The 16,173-nt window shown below is 55.2% G+C and carries 13 protein-coding genes; 7 read left to right on the top strand and 6 right to left on the bottom strand.

Annotated elements, in window-relative coordinates; all coding sequences use genetic code 11:
- Positions 1-32: 32 nt before the first annotated feature.
- Positions 33-1,877 carry an adenylate/guanylate cyclase domain-containing protein gene (locus tag UF64_RS12015; RefSeq protein ID WP_235285045.1) on the top strand — a complete coding sequence of 615 codons (1,845 nt, stop codon included), beginning with the start codon at positions 33-35 and terminating at the stop codon, positions 1,875-1,877.
- Positions 1,878-1,987: 110 nt separating this feature from the next.
- Here UF64_RS12015 and ykgO read toward each other — a convergent pair whose 3' ends face one another.
- Together ykgO and UF64_RS12005 are read right to left on the bottom strand one after the other, a co-directional pair.
- A complete protein-coding gene (gene ykgO / locus UF64_RS12010) occupies positions 1,988-2,113 on the bottom strand; it encodes a type B 50S ribosomal protein L36 (protein ID WP_007090004.1) in 126 nt (41 codons plus the stop codon).
- Positions 2,114-2,260: 147 nt separating this feature from the next.
- Complete coding sequence (locus UF64_RS12005) at positions 2,261-3,319, bottom strand: methyltransferase domain-containing protein (RefSeq protein WP_044828758.1); 1,059 nt, start codon at positions 3,317-3,319, stop codon at positions 2,261-2,263.
- Between the two features lie 183 nt (positions 3,320-3,502).
- On the opposite strand from UF64_RS12005, the gene UF64_RS12000 reads away from it, so the two are divergent.
- Complete coding sequence (locus UF64_RS12000) at positions 3,503-4,864, top strand: DnaJ domain-containing protein (RefSeq protein ID WP_044828757.1); 1,362 nt, start codon at positions 3,503-3,505, stop codon at positions 4,862-4,864.
- Positions 4,865-4,921: 57 nt separating this feature from the next.
- On the opposite strand, the gene UF64_RS11995 is transcribed toward UF64_RS12000, so the two are convergent.
- The 3 genes from UF64_RS11995 to UF64_RS11985 form a co-directional block, all read right to left on the bottom strand.
- On the bottom strand, positions 4,922-6,382 hold the full coding sequence (locus UF64_RS11995) for an aminoacyl-histidine dipeptidase (protein WP_044828756.1): 1,461 nt from the start codon (positions 6,380-6,382) through the stop codon (positions 4,922-4,924).
- A 188-nt stretch (positions 6,383-6,570) separates the two neighbouring features.
- The gene (locus UF64_RS11990; RefSeq protein ID WP_235285044.1) at positions 6,571-7,065 is read right to left on the bottom strand and encodes a GNAT family N-acetyltransferase; all 495 of its coding nucleotides are present in this window, start codon (positions 7,063-7,065) and stop codon (positions 6,571-6,573) included.
- A 97-nt stretch (positions 7,066-7,162) separates the two neighbouring features.
- Positions 7,163-8,794, bottom strand: coding sequence for a diguanylate cyclase (locus tag UF64_RS11985; protein ID WP_044828755.1), 1,632 nt, complete (start codon positions 8,792-8,794; stop codon positions 7,163-7,165).
- A 290-nt stretch (positions 8,795-9,084) separates the two neighbouring features.
- Between UF64_RS11985 and UF64_RS11980 the strand changes: the two genes are divergently transcribed.
- Together UF64_RS11980 and UF64_RS11975 are read left to right on the top strand one after the other, a co-directional pair.
- Positions 9,085-9,696, top strand: coding sequence for an NUDIX domain-containing protein (locus tag UF64_RS11980; RefSeq protein ID WP_044828754.1), 612 nt, complete (start codon positions 9,085-9,087; stop codon positions 9,694-9,696).
- A 138-nt stretch (positions 9,697-9,834) separates the two neighbouring features.
- Positions 9,835-10,833 (top strand): cysteine synthase A, encoded by a 999-nt coding sequence (locus tag UF64_RS11975; protein WP_044828753.1) that lies wholly within the window; start codon positions 9,835-9,837, stop codon positions 10,831-10,833.
- Positions 10,834-10,897: 64 nt separating this feature from the next.
- Here UF64_RS11975 and UF64_RS11970 read toward each other — a convergent pair whose 3' ends face one another.
- Positions 10,898-12,265, bottom strand: a complete 1,368-nt coding sequence (locus UF64_RS11970) for an MFS transporter (protein ID WP_152630679.1) — start codon at positions 12,263-12,265, stop codon at positions 10,898-10,900.
- A 111-nt stretch (positions 12,266-12,376) separates the two neighbouring features.
- On the opposite strand from UF64_RS11970, the gene UF64_RS11965 reads away from it, so the two are divergent.
- The 3 genes from UF64_RS11965 (at position 12,377) to UF64_RS11955 (ending at position 16,172) form a co-directional block, all read left to right on the top strand.
- Positions 12,377-13,267, top strand: a complete 891-nt coding sequence (locus UF64_RS11965; RefSeq protein ID WP_044828752.1) for a LysR family transcriptional regulator — start codon at positions 12,377-12,379, stop codon at positions 13,265-13,267.
- A 128-nt stretch (positions 13,268-13,395) separates the two neighbouring features.
- Positions 13,396-14,415 (top strand): LLM class flavin-dependent oxidoreductase, encoded by a 1,020-nt coding sequence (locus tag UF64_RS11960; RefSeq protein WP_044828751.1) that lies wholly within the window; start codon positions 13,396-13,398, stop codon positions 14,413-14,415.
- A 182-nt stretch (positions 14,416-14,597) separates the two neighbouring features.
- The gene (locus UF64_RS11955; RefSeq protein WP_044828750.1) at positions 14,598-16,172 is read left to right on the top strand and encodes an L-lactate permease; all 1,575 of its coding nucleotides are present in this window, start codon (positions 14,598-14,600) and stop codon (positions 16,170-16,172) included.
- The last annotated feature ends 1 nt before the right edge of the window (position 16,173 follow it).

Below are 16,173 nucleotides of genomic sequence, written 5' to 3'. Positions count from 1 at the left end.
TGGGGAAAACCTCTTTTCGGGAAGAAAACCGAGTGAAATCAAAACGCAGATACTCTGTCCTGTCTGTACTGCTTGCCGGTTTTATCGCCACCAGTGTCTTCGGCGTCGGACTATCCCTTTATGTCGGTCTTGGAACGGCCTATGAAAACACCCGCAACTTGTGGGTGATGCTGGCCGATATTGACCTGACATCAGTTCAACGCACCATGCATGAACGCATGAGCGAGGTTGACCAACGTTCCGACTGGGTTGCCGAACAGGTGGAAAGTGGCGCCCTTGATCCAAGTTTCCAATATGGCTGGACCAATGCCATGCGCGCCCTTGCGGCAGCCGATATGGATGTCATGGCCTATGGGTTGGTGACCGGTGACCGTCAATTCATCGGCTTTAACCCGGAAGATATGAGCGAAATCAGGCGCACCCTGCCCGAAGACGACATTCTTTTTTCCGAACTTGCGCACATCCGCGGGCCGGTGACCAACCGGACCGGCTATCCGCGCTGGGACCCGTTCTTTAACCGCACGGTTCTGACAAGCTGGGTGCCGCTTTTCTATGACGGACATTATCTGGGCACCTTCATCCAGTACCTGTCGCTGTCCAATCTGTCGGAAAGCCTGATCCGCGGTCGCGAAGATTTGCCCGGCACGCCGTTTATTCTGATTGGCGGTAATCGCGTCATGGCACACCCACAATTGCGCAACTGGAGCCAAAAAACGGTTAATGAACAAACGGTGAGCGCCGATATTGTACGTAGCCCGATCCCCTTGCCCACGATCCATGATATTGGCGACCCGGTTCTGGCAAACATTGGCAAATCTGAAAACATTCCTCTGGACCCTGACGATGCCCGTCACCACACAGGTATCCGTTTGGCAGGGCTTGATCACAATGACCGCTATCACCTGATCGTCACGCGTCAGGTTCTGACCGCGCCAATATCGCCCGTCATCATTGGCATGTATTTTGACGAGGAACTGTTTGACGACGAATGGGATCGATTGGTTCTGGCATCCGTCCTTGGCGGCGGCGTGTTTGTTTTGTCGGTCATCGTTGCGATTATCCTGTCGCGCCACTTCACCAAACCGATCCGCCGGTTTGCCAGTGCAGCGCGCGCCTTTGAAGACGAAGACATTGCGACCTCAGACATCCCGCAGCTTAAGGGCAGCCGCATTCGCGAATATGACGACGCAGCCAGGTCATTCAATCACATGATGATGGCCGTTCACGACCGCGAACGCATCACAAGCCTGTTTGGTAAGTTCGTGCCGAAATCAATTGCCAAAAAACTTCTGGCATCGGGCAATGATTCCGGCGTGCTGCCGCCGCAAACCTCTGAAGCCACAGTGCTGTTCGTTGATATTGTCGGTTTTACATCTATGTGCGAAAGCCTTGATCCGAAACAGATCATTGCAATGCTCAATGACTACTTCGATTGCGCGACCCAGATCATCGAGCGCAATGGCGGCATTATTACCCAGTTCCAGGGGGATGCCATCCTTGCGGTCTACAACGTGTTTGATGATCTTGAAAACCATGCGGACGCAGCCGTCGACAGCGCTATTGCACTTCAAACCGAAGTCGAAAAACGCACCTTCGAAGGTCTTGCGCTCAAGGTGCGCTGTGGGGTTAATACCGGCTCGATGGTGGCCGGGAATGTCGGCGCGAAAGCCCGCCTGTCCTTTACGGTGCATGGTGACGCTGTCAACACGGCCTCACGGCTGGAACAGGAAAACAAGGTGCTGGGCACCAACATCCTGATTTCGGAAACGACCCGTAATCTGATGGCCAACCCGGACCGGGTCAGCAAGGCCGGTGATGTTCTGCTGCGCGGGCGCCACACCCGAACCGAGCTTTTCACAACCAATCCGAAAAACTAGGCCAATTTCCTGCGGCAGGCGTCGCAGGAAAAGCAGCCAGACAAAACAAAACGCCGCATTGGATAAACCGATGCGGCGTTTTGTAAAACCTTAGAACAAGGTACCGGGAATTAACCCTGGCGCGCCTTGAAACGCGGGTTCTTTTTATTGATCACGTATACGCGGCCACGGCGGCGCACGATACGGCAGCCTTTTTCCCGCAGCTTCGCGGATTTCAATGAGTTCCGGATCTTCATAATCTTAAACCTTAGAAACTTGGCCCCTTCGAGGAAGCCGGAAAATAGAAGTACGACATGCCCCTGTCAACACCTAAAACAGGTTGCGGCGACAGAAAGTGGAACAAATCCCCTTCAAGTCGCCAGCAGCACATAAATTCCGAGCGATCAGTTGATCGTTGCGTAGAACCGATAAAAGGCCAGGCTGCCATTTTCAAGCATTTTTACGCGATTCATCCACATTTCCATCTCTGGCTCGAGATAATCCATGATATCGGGGTCAAGACCAGCGTTCTGAATGTCAGAAAGCATCGTCATCCAGGCGAGTTTGATATGCTTAAGGTGCGTTTCCGACTCATCCTTGGCAATGCGGATGTCAAACTTCAGCTGCCCCAGACGCGATTTGTATTCCTGTGCGGTCCAAGGGAACAGTTCTTCGTCTTCAAGCTTTGCCCAGTTTGCCAGCTCATTCTCATCAAGATCGCGCGTCAGAACATAATCGGTAATCAAAAGCTGCCCGTGTTCGCGCAGGGTTTCGGCCAAAGCGGCCAGAAACGTTTCCTTCCCCGGGATCTTGTACAGCTCGCCATAGGAATAAACGACGTTGAAATAGCCCTTGCGAAGGTCTGGCTGCAGCGGGTCAAACGTCTGGACCGGGACTTTCTTCTGAACACCGGCATGAACCGATCGATCCATTCCCAAAAGTGCTAGTTCCCGATCCGGCTCAAGGGCGGTTACCCAGACACCAAGGCGATCGGCAAGCACACGCGCAACGCCACCCAGCTTCGCACCGATTTCAAGACAACTCAGCGTCTCATCGAGTGCAAGCGGTTTGGCAAGTTCAAGCGCATATTCATGCCCGCCAGGCATCATGATGCCATGGTCGAACAACTTGTCGTAAAGGCGGATACGATCCGGCGGCCAGCGACCGATTTCTTCATCCAAATCAAGCTCGCTTAGCTCCGGCTCGACCGGGCGCGCCAGCCAGACACGCATCTTGCGCAACCAGTCGGCATAGGCATCGATTTCAAGCTGCAGCAGGTAATACTCGACCGGGTCGTCATAGCCTTCCCACTTGGCACGCAACCGTGTTCCGAGACCAAGATGATGTCCCGGCGGCATTTCGAACTCCGGCGCCTCTCCTTCGGCGACGCCAGCGGACATGCCATCCGCATCGGACATATCGTCATCCGCTTTGGACTTGCGTTGCCAGAATTTCAGTTTCAAGGCGACTACCTGTTCGTTCTCATTTGGTGCTCATGTGATTCTTGAAAATATGGCAATTAGTCAAAAGTGACAACGTGTTAAGATTTCAACCTTATGATTGTATGGTGAAATGCCATCTTTAAAATTATTATCGGCTGATTTCGCGCGCCGGAAAGCATGTCTTGACAGGAATTTTCATCAATCATGAGCACTGATCGCCTCGGCATCTATTATCGCATGCTGAACATTGCGCCCGGCGCGAGCGCGAAGGAAATCAAGCTGGCCTATCGCAAACTGGCCTTTGAATTTCACCCTGACCGCAACACCGATCCGGACTCGGAAGACAAGTTCAAGGACATCACCGAGGCCTATGAAATCCTGATTGGCGAACGCAAACCGCCAAAGCAGGCTGGCAATGGCACGTCTAGTGCTCAGAAGCCGGGGAATACTGGCAACGGGCAATCAACATCGACTGGATATGGCCCGAATGCTGCGGGTGCGCAGAATGCCAACCGCCAGAAGCAGGGCTTCGCCGGTGCGGGCCGCAAACAGGAAAAGCCAAAGGAAAGCACCGAGGAAAAAGTTGCGCGTGCTAATCAAGCCTATCGCGAACAGCAGGCCAAAACCAATGCGCGCAAAAGCAACATTCATCCCGGTGCAAGACGCCATAAAACCAAGAAAACCGAACCCAACGCACAGGGCTTCATTCAGTGCGCGGTCACGGGCGTCGTATCGGCCCAACCGCGGCAGGTCGAATTCAAGGTCGTGCGTGGTTTTCTGAATTCCTACAATATCGAAACCATAACGGCCAACCTTGCCCCCAAGGGCGCAAAGCGCATGGCGCTTAAGGCCAGCTTCAAAACCTGGCTGCGCGGTTTCTGGGGCTGGAAAAGCTTCCTGCCCGCCTGGAAAGCCATTCTTGGCAATATGCGCGGCGGAACTTTCCCGCCCGAAGGCAACGCCAAGATGTTGTTTACCCAAGCCAATGCCTTTGAGCAGTCGGGCAACAAGCCACTTGCCCGTGCGGTATTGCTGCAAGCCCTTGATTTCATTGGCAGCAATCGCTCTGTCCTTGCCGAACAGGTGCGCGCGACCCAGCGCCGCCTTGATGACGGACAACCGGCACGCCGTGTCCGCGATGAATGGAAACGTGCGGGCATGTTTGATGCCCTTTTGCATCTGAGCCCGCTCTTTTTCCTGATTTTTGCAGCCCTGATCGCCTTTGGCCCGGGTCAGGGCTTTGTCACCCGTGACATTCCGGAAATCGTCGCCCGTCAGGGCACGGAAATCACCAAACAGGTCAAGGACCTCATCGGGGATGACCGCGAACCTTATTATGTTGATCGCGAACTTCTGAACCTGCGCGACGGACCAAGTGTCAATGACACCATCATTCGTCGCCTCACCCGGTTTGAAACCGTCTATGTCGCTGGCGACAGTCAGGGTTTCTGGATTGAAATCGAAACCAGCATTGGCGAAAGCGGTTTTGTGAATTTGGATGCCCTGGTGCCAGGCAACGGTTCTAAAGCCCGTGATGCATGGTGTGCCGAAAACAAATGCGACTGACCGGTCACCCGATCAGTCGCATCAAATTCCCCAAGCCCTAAAATGGACTTATCCGTTTTATCCTTTGGCCGGAATCGCCTTCAGCGCTGCCAGAAGGTAATCCCAGAAGCGCGCAACGCTTGGGACATGCACGCATTCATCCGGGCTATGAGCACGTTTGATGGTCGGACCGAACGAAACCATATCCCAATGCGGATACTTTGATCCCAGTACCCCGCATTCAAGGCCGGCATGGATAACGCGAATTTCCGGCTCCTTGCCAAACATGTCCTTGTGAACAGACTTCATCAGGCTGACCACTTCGCTGTTGGCATCCGGCTTCCAGCCCGGATAGGCATCGCCCCAGGCAACCGACGCACCGATATTTTCAAACACCGCCGTTGCCACTTCGCGCATGGCATCGCGGGCGGAGTTGATCGAGCTGCGTGCGGATAAGGTGACGTCGGCCTTACCATCAGCAAGCTTGACGATGGCCAAGTTGATCGAGGTTTCCACAACCCCTTCGACCGAGGTGCTCATGGCCTGAACACCGTTCGGCGCACCAACGCAGGCGTTATTGAATGCCTTGGAGTCTTTAGCGCTCATCGCTTTGGCAGGAAGATCTGCCTCGGTCACGCGAATGGCGAAGTTCGGCTCAATCGCGCCGATTTCGTCTTTGACGTCATCTGCAAATGCGCTTAGCGCTGCTTCGAAATCGGAAACCTTGCCTTCGGGCAGGACGATGGTGGCAAAGGATTCACGCGGGATGGCGTTGCGTGCCGTGCCGGCATTGATCGCAACGATGCGCGCACCAAAATCACGGATCGCAGTGCGCAGGAAACGCGCCATCAGCTTGTTTGCATTGCCAAGACCCAGAATAATGTCGATACCTGAATGGCCACCTTTCAAACCGGTCAGCGCAATCTCGCGCGCGACCTGTCCGGCACCAACGGCTTCTTCTGCGTATTCATAGCTTGCGACCAGATCACCACCGCCAGCACAGCCAACACAAAGCTCATACTCGTCTTCGGTATCAAGGTTAAGCAGGATCTCACCCTTCAGCCGGCCCGGCTCAAGGTTCATCGCACCGGTCAGACCACGTTCTTCATCAACCGTGAACAGAAGTTCCAGCGGGCCATGCTCAAGATCGTCTTCGGTCATGAAGCCCATCATGGCCGCAGCACCAATGCCATTATCAGCACCAAGAGTGGTGTTGTCGGCCGTGATCCATTCGCCGTCCATTACCATGCGGATCGGGTCGGTATCAAAATTGTGGGTCGAGCCGGAGTTGGCCTGGGTCACCATATCGACATGGGCCTGCAGAATAACGATTTTACGGTCTTCAAATCCCGCAGTCGCCGGAACGGATACAACAAGGTTACTGCCGCTATCACGGAAATGCGCAAGGCCCTTGTCATCGGCCATCTTTTCGAGAAGCTGCAAAACAGCTTCTTCCTTGTTGGACGGACGCGGGGTATCGCAAAGTTTCTGGAAATTGTCCCAGATTGCGACAGGCGCAATTTTACGGATCTCGTTCACGGGGGCGCTCCTGGCAAATTTTCGTCTACGGGTTCTCACTTACCCAGACCTGTTGATTACCCTATTGCCGCGCGAATTTAAAGCATGCCCAAGGCGTTTTTGATCAAGCCACATACAAATTCGAAAAAACACGGTGTTAATCGCAATTAACGCGATCTAGCCACCAATCTGCGCAACAAGATTTTACGTTAATCGACGCCAACCACCTGACTGCGGCGCTGCAACAGCATGACATCACGCCAAAGCCCCGCCATCGGGCCATAGCCCATACGACCAAGCCCGCGTTTACGGCCAACCGTTTCAAAACCAAGGGATCGGTGCAGGGCAATGCTGGCTTCATTTTCCGGGAAAATGCCAGCCTCAAGCGACCAGATGCCGTGCTCTTCGCTGGATTTGATCAGGGCCGCCAAAAGGGATTTGCCAACACCCTGCCCCTGACAATCCGGATCGACATAGACCGATATCTCGGCAATGCCACGATAAACACATCGGTTTGAAACGCCCGACACCCCGGCCCAGCCGATTACCTTGTCGTTATCATCACAGGCAACCAGTCGGCATTCAGTCAAATGTCCCTGATCCCAGCCTTCCCAAGTCCCCGGGTCTTCCTGAAAAGTGGCATGGCCGGATTTGATCGCCTGGCCATAGATTTCAACAACGCGATCCCCATCGGAAGGGGTCATGGGACGAATATGCATCAACGCCTCGCTAAGCACATCGCCAAAGGATTTTGGCAACGGATTGGAACTTTGGTGGGAATATTAATCGAAGAACAGCCGATCAGCTATCGGCTTCTTCCCCGGGAAAGCGAAAGATCAGTTGATCCCGCCCTGCATCCTTGGCGGCATACATCGCCGCGTCAGCAACCTTCATGGCCTCTGCCAGCTCGATGAAGTTCTGGCGTCCCTCGCCGCCGACCGTTGCGCCAAAGCTTGCCGTCACATGAACGAACTGCTTGCCGGACTTGTCGATCGGCACCTTGATCTCGCGGATCATGTTCGACAGCCGCTCGCCAATGCGCTTGGTCACTGCCGCCGTTGCCGATGGCAAAAGCACCGCAAACTCTTCCCCGCCCAGACGCACCACAAGGTCATCGTCACGCAATGCCTGGCGCAGGGTATCGGCAACCTTTTCAAGAACCCGGTCACCGATTGCATGACCATAGGTGTCATTGACCTTCTTGAAATAATCCAGATCAAGGATGATCAGACCAAATATCCAGCTTTTATCCTTAAGGTGGCGAATCTCACGTAACCGGCTGACCGCACTTTCAAAGCCGCGCCGATTAAGTGCGCGGGTAAGTGCATCAGTCGATGCCAAAGTATCCAGCATCTGTTCCTTGCGCTTGTGATCAGTGATGTCAGTGGCCGAAACCATCACACCACCATCATCCATCATGTTCATGCGGATATCGGCCAACCGCCCTGATGGTGTTTCCATCTCATCAAGCGTCGCATGACCATGGCCGTTTCGCTTCATCTCGGCACAACATTCATGCAACGCCGAAATATCAAAACCGGGACTGTCATCATCGGTTTTCTCGCCACCGAACAGCCGGGAAAATTCGTGATTGAAATGAACAACTTCAAGATTGTCATCAAGCATCGCCACCGCCGATGGCACCATCCGGATGACTTCGGTGACCGCCTGCTCAAGACTTGCCTTGGCGCGGACAAGCTGCTGATGCATCTCGACTTCATCGCGGACATCATGCGCGGTCGTCAAAATGGCGGGCTTCCCGTCATGCCAAAGAATGCGCTCATCAGTCAGATCCCGCCAAACCGAACTGCCATCATCCAAAAGATCACGCACCCGATGCCGGTCGCCACGCCGCTCGCCATTGAGGATGGCGGCAACATGTTTGATCGCACGCGGTCGGTTTTCTTCGGGGATAAAGCGCAGGATATTGGGGTTTTCCATGAACGAACTGGCACTTTTCGCCCCCATCAAACGGGCGAAGCTTTCATTCACGTAAAGGGCTGTCATGTTGCGATGGACCATGACACCGATAAAGGACCGGCCCAGCATATGGTCGACCTGCATCGCAGTCGTGCCATTGTCGATCATCTGGGCTGTGGTCAGAACCGCGTTACCATCTTCCCACTCGACGGTTTCGTCGCTGATTTCCATCCAGACCGGGGTACCGTCCGTCCGGATGTTATAGACCTTCTTCCAGCCGTGGAAGCCGCTGCTGTTCTGGAAATTCTCCGAAAGCTTGTCCGCCTCGTGATGGAAGCTTGGCGGAATATACTGGTGCATATCGGGTTCGCTCATGAAGTCGCGAACATCTCGACGGCCCAGCATTTTCGCATAGGCATCATTGACATACACAGCTTCAAGATCCTTGTGTACAACAACACCTACACGTGATCGCCCATACAGACGTGCGATTTCCGTTGGCTCGAACCGCATCAACGTCCTGTATCCCCCAAGACACTAAACCCTGAATTAAAGCACAGTTATTTGCGACTTGTTTCCGTGCCCGACATATCCAAAAGGTTACACCAGTTCTGATACAATTGAAACCAGCGGATGGCGCCCCTACCCCGACGAAGGGCATCCCGCCATGGAAACGGTCTGGTATCAACCATCAATAGATAAATCCGAATGTACATAAGCATACTAGAATATTAAGAACAATGACAAATCAGCACGCTGCCGCCATAAAGACCGCAGATATCGGGAGAAACTCTGTGAAACCCATGCAATTTAAAATAATTGACCAGAAACGCACCTGGGACGGCTATTGCAAGATCGATGTCTATCGCCTGCAACATGACCGATTTGACGGCAGCCAAAGCAATATTCTCGAGCGCGAAATTCTCGAACGCGGCCATGCTGTTGCCGTCCTACCCTATGACCCGGTGCGCGATGAAGTCGTCCTGATTGAACAGTTCCGCCCCGGCACCATATCAGTACAGGCTGGCAATCCGGACATGCCCGTGTGGCTGACCGAAATCGTCGCTGGCATCATCGAAGACGGCGAAACGGCCGAAGACGTTGCACGTCGCGAAACGAATGAAGAAGCCGGATGCACCATCATCGGGACGCCGGAACTGATATCGCACTATTACGTAACACCGGGTTGCTCGAGTGAAACCGTCACCCTGTATTATGGACAGGTCGACACCACCAATGTCGGCGGATTGCACGGTGTTGCCGATGAAGGCGAAGACATTCGGGTCTTCACCGTATCGGCGGAAGAATGCTTTGCCATGTTGCAGAATGGACAACTCTGCAATGCAATGACGACCATCGCGGTCCAGTGGTTGATGCTCAACCGTGATCGACTTCGGCAGAATTCAGGGGCTTGAACAGCTCACCGCAATTGACGGGAAAAACAATAATCACACAAACTTTCCGTGCTATTTTTTAAACTGCCTTGACTTTTGTGTGCAAAAAGACCAATCAACTATCAAACACATTTGAAACTACCATGTTTGGAGTCTGTCATGGACATTCGCAATGGCACCATCGAAGCCATTGGCCGCACCCCGCTTGTGAAGCTTAAAAAGGTTTCCGAGCTGACGGGCTGCACCATTCTTGGCAAGGCGGAATACGCAAACCCGGGCGGGTCGGTCAAGGACCGTGCTGCACTTGCCATCATTCGCGATGCCGAGGCGCGCGGCCTTCTGAAACCAGGCGGCGTTATTGTCGAAGGTACCGCTGGCAATACAGGCATTGGCCTTGCCACCGTTGGCAACGCGCTTGGCTATCGCACCGTGATCGTCATCCCCGAAACCCAAAGTCAGGAAAAGAAAGACCTGCTGCGTCTTCTGGGCGCTGATCTGCGCGAAGTACCTGCCGTCCCCTATCGTGATCAGAACAACTATGTGCATGTATCCCGCCGTCTGGCCGAAGAACTTGCACAGTCCGAACCCAATGGTGCGATCTGGGCCAACCAGTTCGACAACGTTGCCAACCGTCAGGGTCACATCGACACCACCGCCCCGGAAATCTGGGAGCAGACCGACGGCAAGGTTGATGGCTTTATCTGTGCGGTCGGCACCGGCGGCACACTGGCCGGTGTTTCCATGGGCCTTAAGGAGCGGAACAAAAACATCCAGATCGGTCTTGCCGATCCGATGGGGGCCGCGCTTTACAGCCACTACAAGTTCGGTGAACTGAAATCCGAAGGCAGCTCGATCTCCGAGGGCATTGGTCAGGGTCGCATTACCGCCAACCTCGAAGGCATCGAAATCGACCACCCGTTCCAGATCTCGGACGAAGAAATGCTGCCGATCGTCTTTGACCTGCTCAAGGAAGAAGGCCTGTGCATGGGTGGCTCGACGGGTATTAACGTTGCCGGTGCGGTGCGTCTTGCCCGTGAACTGGGTCCGGGCAAAACCATCGTCACCATTCTCTGTGATCTTGGCACCCGCTATCAGAGCAAGCTCTGGAACCCGACGTTCCTTAAGGAAAAAGGCCTGCCGAGCCCTGATTGGCTCTAAGCCCGGTCCAAAGCCGTTCCAAAAGATAAAACCCCCGTCCAATGTGGCGGGGGTTTTGTTTTGATCAGGCCGTTCGAGCGACTTGCATTTCTGATTGGCGGGCCGCCTGTGCCGCGCGCGCCCAAAGGTAAAGCCCGCACAAAAGCCCGCAAAGCAACAGCACCCCGGCAAAGCCCGCCACCGCATTCCAGCCGCCTTGATCCCAGAACCAGCCACCGACCGATCCCATGATGCTTGAACCCAGATAATAAGCCAGAAGATAAAGCGACGATGCGTGCCCCTTGGCCGTTTCGGCGAGCCGCCCGACCCAGCCACTGGCAATCGAATGGGCAACAAAGAACCCGCTGGTCAGGATCACGATCCCGCCAATAATCACTGAAAGACTATCTGCCACCGTCAAGCCGACACCAACAGCGGCCAGAATCAAGCCCGCAACCAGCACCGGACCACGGCCGATCTTGTCTGACATCGCACCGGCAACGGATGAGGTTACTGAGCCACACAGATAGACAACAAAGATCAGACCGATCTGGCTCTGACTAAGGCTATAGGGCGCATCCGAAAGCCTGAAGCCGACATAGTTAAACACGGTGACAAAACAGCCCATGGCAAAGGCACCGATCAGGAACACGAACGGCAAACCGACATGTTTCAAATGCCCACCCCAGGCACGCACGTGATAGCCCACCTGAAAACCCGGTCGGCGCACAAAGTTCCGTGATGCCGGCAACAGGATGGCAAATCCAAGGGCCGCGATAAGACCAAGCGCCCCCATCGCACCAAGCGCAACATGCCAGCCAAACAGATCAGTCAGGAAACCGATCACAACACGGCCACTCAGGCCACCGATTGCCGTGCCGCTGATATAAATCCCCATCGCCATGCCAAGGCCTTTGGGATCTATTTCCTCAGCCAGATAAGCCATGGCAACCGCCGGAACCCCGCCCAACATCAAGCCTTCAAGCGCGCGCACCACAAGGAACGCATGCCAGTCAGACAGAAACGGTGCAATCAGGTTCAGAACCGACGCGACACAAATGGAAATCAGCATCAATTGCTTGCGCCCGACGGCCTCGGATACTGCACCGGCCAGCAAAATGGCAAAGGCAAGAAATCCGGTCGTCAGAGACAGCGCAAGCGAGCTTTCCGCAGGCCCGACCATGAAATGCCCGGAGAGCTCCGGCAAAAGCGGCTGCACGCAGTAAATCAGCGAAAAGGTCGCGTAGCCTGCCAGAAACAGTGCAATGCTGATACGGCGAAACGCACCCGATCCCGGCATAATCCCCACGGGATCATCGGTTTCGGCGACGTTGGTGGACGCGAGCGGGCTGAGCGAACGAATATCATGCGACGCATCAGATATCGCCGTATCAGCAGCACTTTCAGAAACTGCGGAATGTGCTTCCGGGGCATTTTCCCGAGAAACAGCCATTTGCGACCTCATTTGGAGCAAATCAAAAGGTGACGCTTATGATTGCACTCTCCTCCCCATCCGTCCAATATATGGAAGTGTCTTTTGTGATATGTTTTGGATATATCAAAAATGGAACTGCGCCATATCCGCTACTTTCTGGCCGTCGCCCGTGAGGGCAACTTTACCCGCGCGGCTGCGCGCATTGGCATCGGGCAACCGCCGCTTAGTCAGCAAATCCGCGATCTCGAACATGAAATCGGCACCGCCCTTTTCCACCGAGTGCCGCATGGGGCCGAACTGACCGAGGCCGGAACGGCATTTCTTGAGGTCGTCGCCCAATTCCCTGATCTCGCAGAGCGCGCCATTCGCGCCGCCCAACGGGCCGGGCGCGGCGAAGTTGGATCCATACGGGTCGGGTTTACCGCATCTGCTGCTTTCAGCCCCTCTGTCCCGCGCGTCTTTCGCGATTTCAGACGAAGCTATCCCGGCGTTGAGATGACCCTTGAAGAAGCCAACTCTGCCCAGTTGGTCGCTGGCCTTAATGATGAACGCCTTGATGCGGTCTTTCTGCGTCAGGACGCGATTGCCGGTGATGGCATTCGCCTGCATGTGATTTCAAGCGAACCTATGGTGCTTGTCCTGCCGTCCGGACATCCGGCTGCGCAGCGAGAAAAGGTCGCCCTTTCCGAGCTTTGTGACGAGGCCCTTATCCTGACCCCGCGCGCTGTCGGCCCGACCCATTACGACAAGGTCGTCACTGCCTGTCGTGACGCCGGATTTGAACCCCAAATGGGTCAGATCGCCCCGCAGCTGGGATCAGTGATCAATTTCGTTGCCGCCGAACTTGGCTTTTCACTCGTTCCCAAACCGATGACGCAGTTGCAGGCCAAGGGCGTTGCCTATCGCGAGATCGAGGGCGACGTGCCAATCGCGCAGCTCTCGCTTGCCTATCGCAGCAATGATATTTCGACCGCACTGCGTAATTTCGTCAGCCGCACTCTGAGCGCCCACCAAGGCTGACCCGGCAAAGCAATCTGCCTTCGGGGCTGGCATGGGGGAAAATTCGCGCTAGATTAATGCCAACCGTGAAATCAGGCGCGCCGCAAAAACCATATCTGCGATGACCGTGCCAAACAGAAAGTCTGGCTATGCTAAGATATTCCCTTCTTGATCTTTGCCCGGTGAATGCGGGCGAACATCCCTCTGATGCGCTTCGCAATACACTTGCCCTCGCCCAACACGCCGAAAAGCTTGGCTATCATCGCTACTGGCTGGCCGAACATCACAATATGCCTGGCATCGCGAGTGCTGCGACCTCTGTCGTCATGGCCCACGTGGCAGCCGGCACCAAAACCATCCGGGTCGGTTCGGGTGGTGTGATGCTGCCCAACCATGCGCCGCTTGTGATCGCCGAACAGTTCGGCACCCTTGATGCTCTTCATCCTGGCCGTATTGATCTGGGCATCGGCCGCGCGCCGGGCACGGATCAACGCACCGCTGCCGCCCTGCGTCGCGACATGCATGGCTCGGAAGAACGCTTTATTCAGGATGTCTTGCAGGTTCAGGCATTCCTTGCCCCGCTGGAAGGCAACCCACCGATCCGGGCCGTGCCGGGTTATGGATCACAGGTTCCGATGTGGCTTCTTGGCAGCAGCCTGTTTTCTGCGGAACTGGCGGCACGCCTTGGCCTGCCCTTTGCCTTTGCCTCGCACTTTGCGCCTGACATGCTGATGGATGCGCTGACCCTTTATCGCAACCGGTTTGAGCCAAGCCAACAGATTGATAAACCCTATGCGATTGCCGCCATGGGCTTCTTTGCAGCAGATACCGACGAGGAAGGCGAATATCTCGCAACCTCGATGCAGCAGCAATTCCTTAATCTGCGGCGCGGAACACCCGGACAGTTGCCCAAACCGGTCAAGGACATGAACGAGATCTGGAACCGCGTTGAAAAGGCCGGCGTCGATCACGCCATGCGCTATGCCGCAATCGGGGGCCGTGACACGGTGCGCAAGAAGCTGCGTGAGTTTGCCTATATGACCAGCGCTGATGAAATCATGGTGACTGCCAACATCTATGATCAGACCGCACGTCTGAAATCTTTTGAAATTGCCGCAGACCTGTTTGCAGAGATGAACGAAAAGTCTGACAATAAAGACTGCGCCTAAAGGCCGACAGACCATACGTTTTCCGCAAATGCCGGACTCACATGGAGCCCGGCATTTGCATTTCATCATACGAAATACCAGAACACACCACTTGCGCTTGCATCATTGGTCGGACAATATGCGCCTCCCGTTGAATCCTTCAACGATAGCCCCACGTTTCAAAAGGTTATGGTGCGCCCTTCATGACCGACTTCCTGCTGGCAGCCCTGCCAATCGCGACCATTCTGTTTCTGATGATAAAGGCCAACTGGGGTGCTGCGCGCGCCGGTGCCGCCGCATGGTTCGTCACGGTCATCCTTGCTGTCTTCTTCTTTGGCGCACCGACCGACATGCTGATCATCGCCCAGGCCAAGGGCGTGATGCTGGCCCTTTATATCCTGTATATCGTCTGGGCCGCCCTGATCCTTTATTTCGCGGCCGAAGAAGCCGGCGCAATCAAAACCATCGGGCGCGCCATTCGATCGCTGACCGATGATCGCCCGCTACAACTTCTGATATTGGGCTACGTCTTTGCCAGCTTCCTGCAAGGCGTTGCGGGCTTTGGCGTTCCGATTGCCGTGGTCGCGCCGCTTCTGCTGGGCATGGGGTTCTCGCCAGTTCTGGCCGTTGCCGCCCCGATGATCGGTCATAGCTGGTCGGTACTGTTTGGCAATATGGCGACCTCGTTCGAAGCGCTGATTGGTGTGACCGGCATTCCGGGCACGGAACTGACCCATTATTCCGCGATCCTTCTGGGCCTGTCGGGCTTTATGTGTGGGGCGGCTGTGCTTTGGCTGGATGGCGGGTTCCGCACCATTCGCCGCCGCATTGTGCCGCTGGTCCTGATTTCCGGCGTTATGGGTGTCGTGCAGTATTTCATGGCCAATTACGGTGTGTGGACGCTGGGCGGCCTGACCGCCGGAATTGCCGGGCTGGTTACCTCGATCATCGTGACACGGTTCTGGAAACCCCATCCTGATGATGTCGCCGAACAGGTTGCCGATGATCATCACCATATGCCGTTGATCGAGGCGCTAACGCCCTATCTGGTCTTCATCGTTCTGGTCACACTTGCGACCTTTGTCCCGGCTGTCGAAATGCTTCTGGGCAAGATCCGCTTCACGCTTGATTTCCCGGAAACCGCCACCGCAACCGGTTGGGTGATCGAAGCCGAAAGTGCCAAGGCCATCGCGATCTTTGGCCATCCGGGTGCGCTGTTGCTTTATACCGCTGCCATCAGCTTTACCTTCTTCAAGCTCCGCCGGCATTACGACAACGGGATTGGTAAACGCATCTGGCAACGCACGCTTAAAAGCGGCCTTCCAACCAGTATCGGCATGGTGCCAGTCATCGGGCTTGCCATCATCATGGATCATGCGGGCATGACCTATGCCCTGGCCGAAGGCGGTGCTGCGATCTTTTCCGGCGCCTTTGCCGTCGCCTATCCGGTGATTTCACCGGCCATCGGCGCGCTTGGTGCCTTCATGACCGGCAGCACGAACAATTCCAACGTCGTTTTTGGCATGTTCCAGCGCCACACCGCCGAGCTTTCCGGTCTTTCAACCGCCCTTGTTCTGGCCGCACAGGCAACGGGGGCTTCGCTTGGCAGTATGCTGGCCCCGTCAAAAATCCTGGTGGGTTGTTCGACAGTTGGTCTGTCTGGCAAGGAAGGACCAGTCTTGTCGGTTGTTCTTAAAACCGGCGTTATCCTGACCGCGCTTTGCGGCTTTATGGCGCTGGGCATTCTTCTGATCACGACGATGAACGGGAGCGCATAAA

It is taken from the genome of Thalassospira sp. HJ (genome assembly GCF_000948415.1).
Lineage (GTDB): Bacteria > Pseudomonadota > Alphaproteobacteria > Rhodospirillales > Thalassospiraceae > Thalassospira.
The sequence above is the reverse complement of the archived record's forward strand: the minus strand, read 5'-3'. Positions and strand labels throughout refer to the sequence as shown.

Coding starts and splice junctions, on each gene's coding strand:
- ykgO (WP_007090004.1), bottom strand. CDS start 2,113: ATGAAGATCCGGAACTCATTGAAATCCGCGAAGCTGCGGGAAAAAGGC.
- UF64_RS12000 (WP_044828757.1), top strand. CDS start 3,503: ATGAGCACTGATCGCCTCGGCATCTATTATCGCATGCTGAACATTGCG.
- UF64_RS11990 (WP_235285044.1), bottom strand. CDS start 7,065: ATGACCCCTTCCGATGGGGATCGCGTTGTTGAAATCTATGGCCAGGCG.
- UF64_RS11985 (WP_044828755.1), bottom strand. CDS start 8,794: ATGCGGTTCGAGCCAACGGAAATCGCACGTCTGTATGGGCGATCACGT.
- UF64_RS11980 (WP_044828754.1), top strand. CDS start 9,085: ATGCAATTTAAAATAATTGACCAGAAACGCACCTGGGACGGCTATTGC.
- UF64_RS11975 (WP_044828753.1), top strand. CDS start 9,835: ATGGACATTCGCAATGGCACCATCGAAGCCATTGGCCGCACCCCGCTT.
- UF64_RS11970 (WP_152630679.1), bottom strand. CDS start 12,265: ATGGCTGTTTCTCGGGAAAATGCCCCGGAAGCACATTCCGCAGTTTCT.
- UF64_RS11965 (WP_044828752.1), top strand. CDS start 12,377: ATGGAACTGCGCCATATCCGCTACTTTCTGGCCGTCGCCCGTGAGGGC.
- UF64_RS11960 (WP_044828751.1), top strand. CDS start 13,396: ATGCTAAGATATTCCCTTCTTGATCTTTGCCCGGTGAATGCGGGCGAA.
- UF64_RS11955 (WP_044828750.1), top strand. CDS start 14,598: ATGACCGACTTCCTGCTGGCAGCCCTGCCAATCGCGACCATTCTGTTT.